Here is a 5,651-nt window from a genome sequence, read left to right as displayed (position 1 = left end):
GCCTTGCGGCTTAAGCACCGCTCCGGCAGCTGCGGCACGGCATCTGCGTTGCCAAAATGCTCGATAATGTCGGGTTGCGGTATTGCCCTTACTTTTTGAAATCCGGATAATCCTTGATGCAAAGCAGCTCTTCAGCGCGCTGAACCGCTTCCTCGCTGGGCGGCTGAACGCCATCCAGGCTGTAGGTGATGCCAAGTTTTTCCCACTTGAACAGGCCAAGGGTATGGTAGGGCAGCACCTCCACGCGGCGCACGCTGCCAAGGGATTTGATAAAATCGCTCATCTCCCGCAGCTCGGCTTCATCGTCCGTCAGCCCGGGCACCAGAACGTGGCGGATCCACATGGCTTTGCCATGTTCGCCCATCCAGCGCGCCATATCCAGAATGGGGGTGTTATCGCAGCCAGTCAGGGCCTTGTGGCGGTCCGGGTAAAAGGCTTTCAGGTCCAGCATCACCAGGTCGGTGTTCTGCATCAGGGTCTCAAACTTGGAATAGAACGGTTCCGCGGTGGTGTAGGGCTGGCCGGCGGTATCCAGGGTGGTATGCACGCCCTGCAGTTTGGCCAGGCGGAACAGCTCCGACACAAAGTCGATCTGTAACAGCGGTTCACCGCCGCTGACGGTCAGGCCACCATTGTTTTTCCAGTAGGTGCGATAGCGCAGGGCTTTTTGCAGGGCCTGGGCCGGGGTTTGCTGCTCCCCAATGGTGCAGGGCCAGGTTTCGGGGTTATGGCAATAGCGGCAGCGCATGGCACAGCCCTGCACAAACAGGACATACCGCACGCCGGGGCCATCGACAAGGCCGAACGTTTCGACCGAATGGATGCGGCCGGTGATGGGGGTGTTTTGCTCCATGGAATATTACCTCTTTTGCGGTTGGTGTTGAGTTTGGGATGTGGCAGGGGCGGGTGACCCCGCCCTACTGGGGTATACGCATTTTTCAACGTGTGACTGGGCTGGAGTCCTGCGTTTCCTCCCCTATTATACCACGCATTTGCCCAAAAAGCCCGCGGCCGCAAAACGCAGCCGCGGGCCTTGTATGCTAGTCGACAGTCACGCCGCAGCAATTACATCTTCTTGTGGCAGGTACGAGCAATAACGTCCATCTGCTGTTCGCGGGTCAGGTCAATGAACTTGACGGCATAGCCGGAAACACGGATGGTGAAGTTGGCGTACTCTTCCTTCTCCGGGTGCTCCATGGCGTCGATCAGCTTTTCAGTGCCAAAGACGTTGACGTTCAGGTGGTGGGCGCCCTGGTCAAAGTAGCCGTCCATAACCTGGACCAGGTTCTCAACGCGCTCGCCCTCGCTGTGGCCCAGAGCGTCGGGGTTGATGGTCTGGGTGTTGGAGATGCCGTCCAGTGCCCAGTGGTAGGGCAGCTTGGCAACGCTGTTCAGGCTGGCCAGCAGGCCGTTCTGCTCTGCGCCGTAAGCCGGGTTTGCACCGGGGGCAAACGGGGTAAAGGCTGCGCGGCCATCCGGCATTGCGCCGGTTGCCTTACCGTATACCACATTGGAGGTGATGGTCAGGATAGAGGTGGTAGCCTCGGAGTTGCGGTAGGTGTGGCGGCGCTTGATCTTCTCCAGGAAGGTGCGTAGCAGCCAGACAGCGATATCATCGGCACGGTCGTCATCGTTGCCGTAACGGGGGAATTCGCCCTCGATCTCGTAATCGGTGACCAGACCGGTCTCGTCACGCACGCACTTGACCCTGGCGTACTTGATTGCGCTCAGGGAGTCAACTACATGGCTGAAGCCGGCAATACCGGTGGCAAAGGTACGGCGCACATCGGTATCGATCAGGGCCATTTCCGCCGCCTCATAGTAGTACTTGTCGTGCATGTACTGGATCAGGTTCAGCACATTGACGTACAGGCCTGCCAGCCAATCCATCATAACGTCATACCTGGCAATAACTTCGTCATAATCCAGGTACTCTGCAGTGATGGGGGCATAGTGAGGGCCAATCTGCTCATGCAGCTTTTCGTCCATACCGCCGTTGATGGCATACAGCAGGCACTTGCCCAGGTTGGCACGTGCGCCGAAGAACTGCATCTCCTTGCCGGTCTGGGTTGCGGAAACGCAGCAGCAGATGGAGTAGTCGTCGCCCCAAACAGGCTTCATCACATCGTCGTTCTCGTACTGGACGGAGGAAGTCTTGATAGAGATCTTGGAGGCGTAATCCTTAAAGGTCTTGGGCAGAGCAGAGGAGTACAGAACGGTCAGGTTCGGCTCCGGTGCGGGGCCCATATTTTCCAGGGTATGCAGGAAGCGGAAGTCGGTCTTGGTGACCATAGAGCGGCCATCCATGCCGATGCCGCCAACTTCCAGGGTAGCCCACACGGGGTCGCCGCTGAACAGCTGGTTGTAGCTGGGGATACGGGCAAACTTGACCATGCGGAACTTCATGGTCAGGTGGTCGATCAGTTCCTGTGCCTCGGTCTCGGTCAGGATGCCCTTATCCAGGTCGCGCTGGATATAGATATCCAGGAAGGTGGAGATACGGCCAACGCTCATGGCAGCGCCGTTCTGGGTCTTGATGGCAGCCAGATAGCCAAAGTACAGCCACTGCACAGCCTCCTTGGCGTTGGCAGCGGGCAGGGAGATATCATAGCCGTAAGCAGCGGCCATGGCCTTCATATCGTTCAGGGCACGGATCTGCAGGGCGATCTCTTCGCGCAGACGGATGACGTCATCGGTCATGGTGCCGTCACCGCAGTTGGCAAAGTCGTTCTGCTTTTCTTTGATCAGGTAGTCAATGCCGTACAGGGCAACGCGGCGGTAGTCGCCAACGATGCGGCCGCGGCCATAGGTATCGGGCAGGCCGGTCACAATGTGGCTGTGGCGTGCCTTTTTCATCTCCGGGGTGTAGGCATCAAACACAGCGGTGTTGTGGGTGCGGGCATACTTGGTAAAGATTTCGTGCAGCTTCGGGGACGGAGTATAGCCATAGGTGGTGCAGGCCTGTTCTGCCATCTTGATGCCGCCATAGGGCATGAAGGCGCGCTTGAGGGGCTTATCGGTCTGCAGGCCGACGACTTTTTCCAGATCCTTCAGGTCCTCGCTGATATAGCCGGGGCCGTAAGCGGTCATGCCGGAAACCACTTCAGTTTCCATATCCAGAACGCCGCCCTTGGCGCGCTCTTCCTTCTGCAGAACCTGCAGAGCACCCCAAAGCTTATCGGTTGCTTCGGTGGGGCCGGCAAGGAAGCTTTCATCGCCGGAGTAGGGGCGGTAGTTCTTCTGGATAAAATCGCGGGTGTTGACTTCTTCTTTCCAGATGCGGCCCTGGAAGCCTTCCCACTGTACAAAATCTGTCATCGGTTACCTCCTGTTGTAAACCAAATATGCTGCTCTATCAGTTAGGTTATTCTAACCAGCTATTGAAAATCTTGTCCTTTTCCAGCTGGCGGGCGGGCAGCTTTTCTGCGTTGCCCACGGTTCCAGCCCAAAAGGACGCCATTGACTAGCCCGTATCCGGGCCACAATCATTCTACCATATGTCCTTACAAAAAGCAACAACTACACCAAAAATTGTGTTGGAAACTTTTGCATTGCTTTTTGTGCATGGCATTTGCCGCACATGTCGGTGGCTTCCCATGGCGAACGGTGCAGGTATAATTTTGTCTTTCATGGTTAGGTCGCGCTAACATAGAAAGTGCTTTCAAAAGTCGGGGTTTTCATACCGGCTCTGCCGGGTTGTTGGTTCAGCATCCCCTGCAGAGTGCCTTTAGTATACCAATCCGCATCGGGGCTGTCTGTTGCCAAGGCAACAACCCAAAAATTTGCAAAAAAAGCCCCCGCACCGGAAGCTGCTCCGGTGGGGGGCGTTGGATAGGGAGAGATCAGGTTTTGGGTTCCGCCGCTTTTTCTGCGTCTTCCGATTTTTCTGTTTCATCGGGTTCTGCAGCGGGTTTTTCCGGCAGGCGGCCATACAGCTCCATAGCGTCATGCAGCTTTTGGGCCAGCTCCGGGGTAAAGGCGCCGGGCAGGGCGCGCCAGCACCAGTTACCGCCCAAGGTGGCGGGGGTGTTCATCCTGGCTTCATGCCCAAGGCCCAGCACATCCTGGGCCTGCACCACAGCCAGATCCGCCACGCTGGACCAGATGCCGCGCATCATGCCCCAGTTCATACCTTCCTCTTTGGTCAGATTCAGGTACTGGATGGCGCGCTCAATATCGTCCGGCAGAGCGGTTTCAAACCAGCCGTCCACCGGCTCATTATCATGGGTGCCAGTGTAAGCAATGCAGTTGGTGGGGTAGCTGTGGGGGCGGTAGTCACCGCCGTCACGGCTGTCAAAGGCAAATTCCAGCACTTTCATGCCGGGGTAGGCGCATTCTTTCAGCAGAGCGCGCACATCGTCGGTCAAAAAGCCCAAGTCCTCAGCAATAATGCGGGGGCTGCCCAGCTCTTTTTTGACGGCAGCAAAGAGGGCATAGCCCGGCCCAGTGCGCCAGCGGCCGTTTTCGGCGGTCTTATCACCATAGGGGATGGCATAATACCCCGCAAAGCCACGGAAATGGTCAATGCGCAACACATCATAAATTCCGCACAGGTGGCGGATGCGGCGCACCCACCAGGCATAGCCGTTGGCAGCCATAGTGTCCCAGTCAAACAGCGGGTTGCCCCATAGCTGACCGGTGGCGGAGAAACCATCCGGCGGACAGCCGGCCACCTCGGTGGGGACCAGGTTTTCGTCCAGCTGGAACTCCTGCGGGCAGGACCAGACATCCACGCTGTCCTCCGCCACATAGATCGGCAGGTCGCCGATAATCTCAATGCCCTGCGCGTTGGCATAGGCTTTCAGGTCATGCCACTGGGTATAGAACAGGTACTGCACAGCCTGCCAGAAGTCAATATCCGCCGCATATTTGGCGCGGGCCGCGGCCAAGGTCTCCGGTTCGCGGCGGCGCAGCGGTTCTTCCCACTGCTGCCAGCAGACCCCGTTATGGGCATCTTTCAGGGCCATGAACAGGGCATAGTCCGGCAGCCAGAACGCGTTTTTCGCCAAAAAATCGGCGTAATCCGCCGGGGGCGCTGCCAACAGGCGGGCACAGGCTTTGTGCAGCACCGCATAACGCTTTTGGTACAGCGCTCCGTAATTGACACAACCAGGGGTGCTTTCCCAGTCGATAGATTCATATTCTTCCGGCTGGAGGAGGCCCGCTTTGGCCAGCAGGTCCAGGTCAATAAAATACGGATTGCCCGCAAAGGTAGAAAAAGACTGGTAAGGGCTGTCGCCATAGCTGGTGGGGCAAACCGGAAGGATCTGCCAGTAAGCCTGACCGGCTTTGACTAGGAAATCCACAAAATCTTTTGCTGCCGCGCCCATGGTGCCGATGCCATGGGGGGAGGGCAGGCTGGAAATATGCAGCAGAATGCCGCTTGCTCTCATCAGGGAAACCTCTTTTCTTTATGGCAATACCGCATAATTCTAAGTGCCGATACGGCGAGCGAGGAGCGGCAGATGCTAAGCCAAAAGCACAGATAATGCTGGATGCTGCAAAGGTGAGCGCCGCCAGTGGCGGATACAGCGAACCGAAGCAGGGGCAGCGGTCGCAGAGTGCAAGGGGCTTTTGCCCCCGAAGCACGATGCGGGTACCGCAACCCGACATTATCGAGCATTTTGGCAACGCAGATGCCGTGCCGCAGC

The 5,651-nt window shown here is 57.5% G+C and carries 3 protein-coding genes; all 3 read right to left on the bottom strand.

The window, feature by feature from the left end; all coding sequences use genetic code 11:
• Positions 1 to 88: 88 nt before the first annotated feature.
• The 3 genes from pflA to malQ all read right to left on the bottom strand — a co-directional run bounded on the left by pflA (position 89) and on the right by malQ (position 5,396).
• Positions 89 to 853, bottom strand: a complete 765-nt coding sequence (gene pflA / locus C4885_RS15185) for a pyruvate formate-lyase-activating protein (protein ID WP_114001143.1) — start codon at positions 851 to 853, stop codon at positions 89 to 91.
• 212 nt (positions 854 to 1,065) lie between these two features.
• Positions 1,066 to 3,318 (bottom strand): formate C-acetyltransferase, encoded by a 2,253-nt coding sequence (gene pflB / locus C4885_RS15180; protein WP_114001142.1) that lies wholly within the window; start codon positions 3,316 to 3,318, stop codon positions 1,066 to 1,068.
• Between the two features lie 524 nt (positions 3,319 to 3,842).
• On the bottom strand, positions 3,843 to 5,396 hold the full coding sequence (gene malQ / locus C4885_RS15175) for a 4-alpha-glucanotransferase (protein WP_371681686.1): 1,554 nt from the start codon (positions 5,394 to 5,396) through the stop codon (positions 3,843 to 3,845).
• Positions 5,397 to 5,651 lie beyond the last annotated feature (255 nt).

The sequence above is a fragment of the Subdoligranulum sp. APC924/74 genome, assembly GCF_003324125.1.
GTDB lineage: Bacteria > Bacillota > Clostridia > Oscillospirales > Ruminococcaceae > Gemmiger > Gemmiger qucibialis.
This window is presented reverse-complemented; position numbering and strand designations above follow the sequence as displayed.

What these genes read in the sequence shown, in the direction of transcription:
- pflB (WP_114001142.1), bottom strand. Translation starts at nt 3,318, where the DNA reads ATGACAGATTTTGTACAGTGGGAAGGCTTCCAGGGCCGCATCTGGAAA.
- pflA (WP_114001143.1), bottom strand. Translation starts at nt 853, where the DNA reads ATGGAGCAAAACACCCCCATCACCGGCCGCATCCATTCGGTCGAAACG.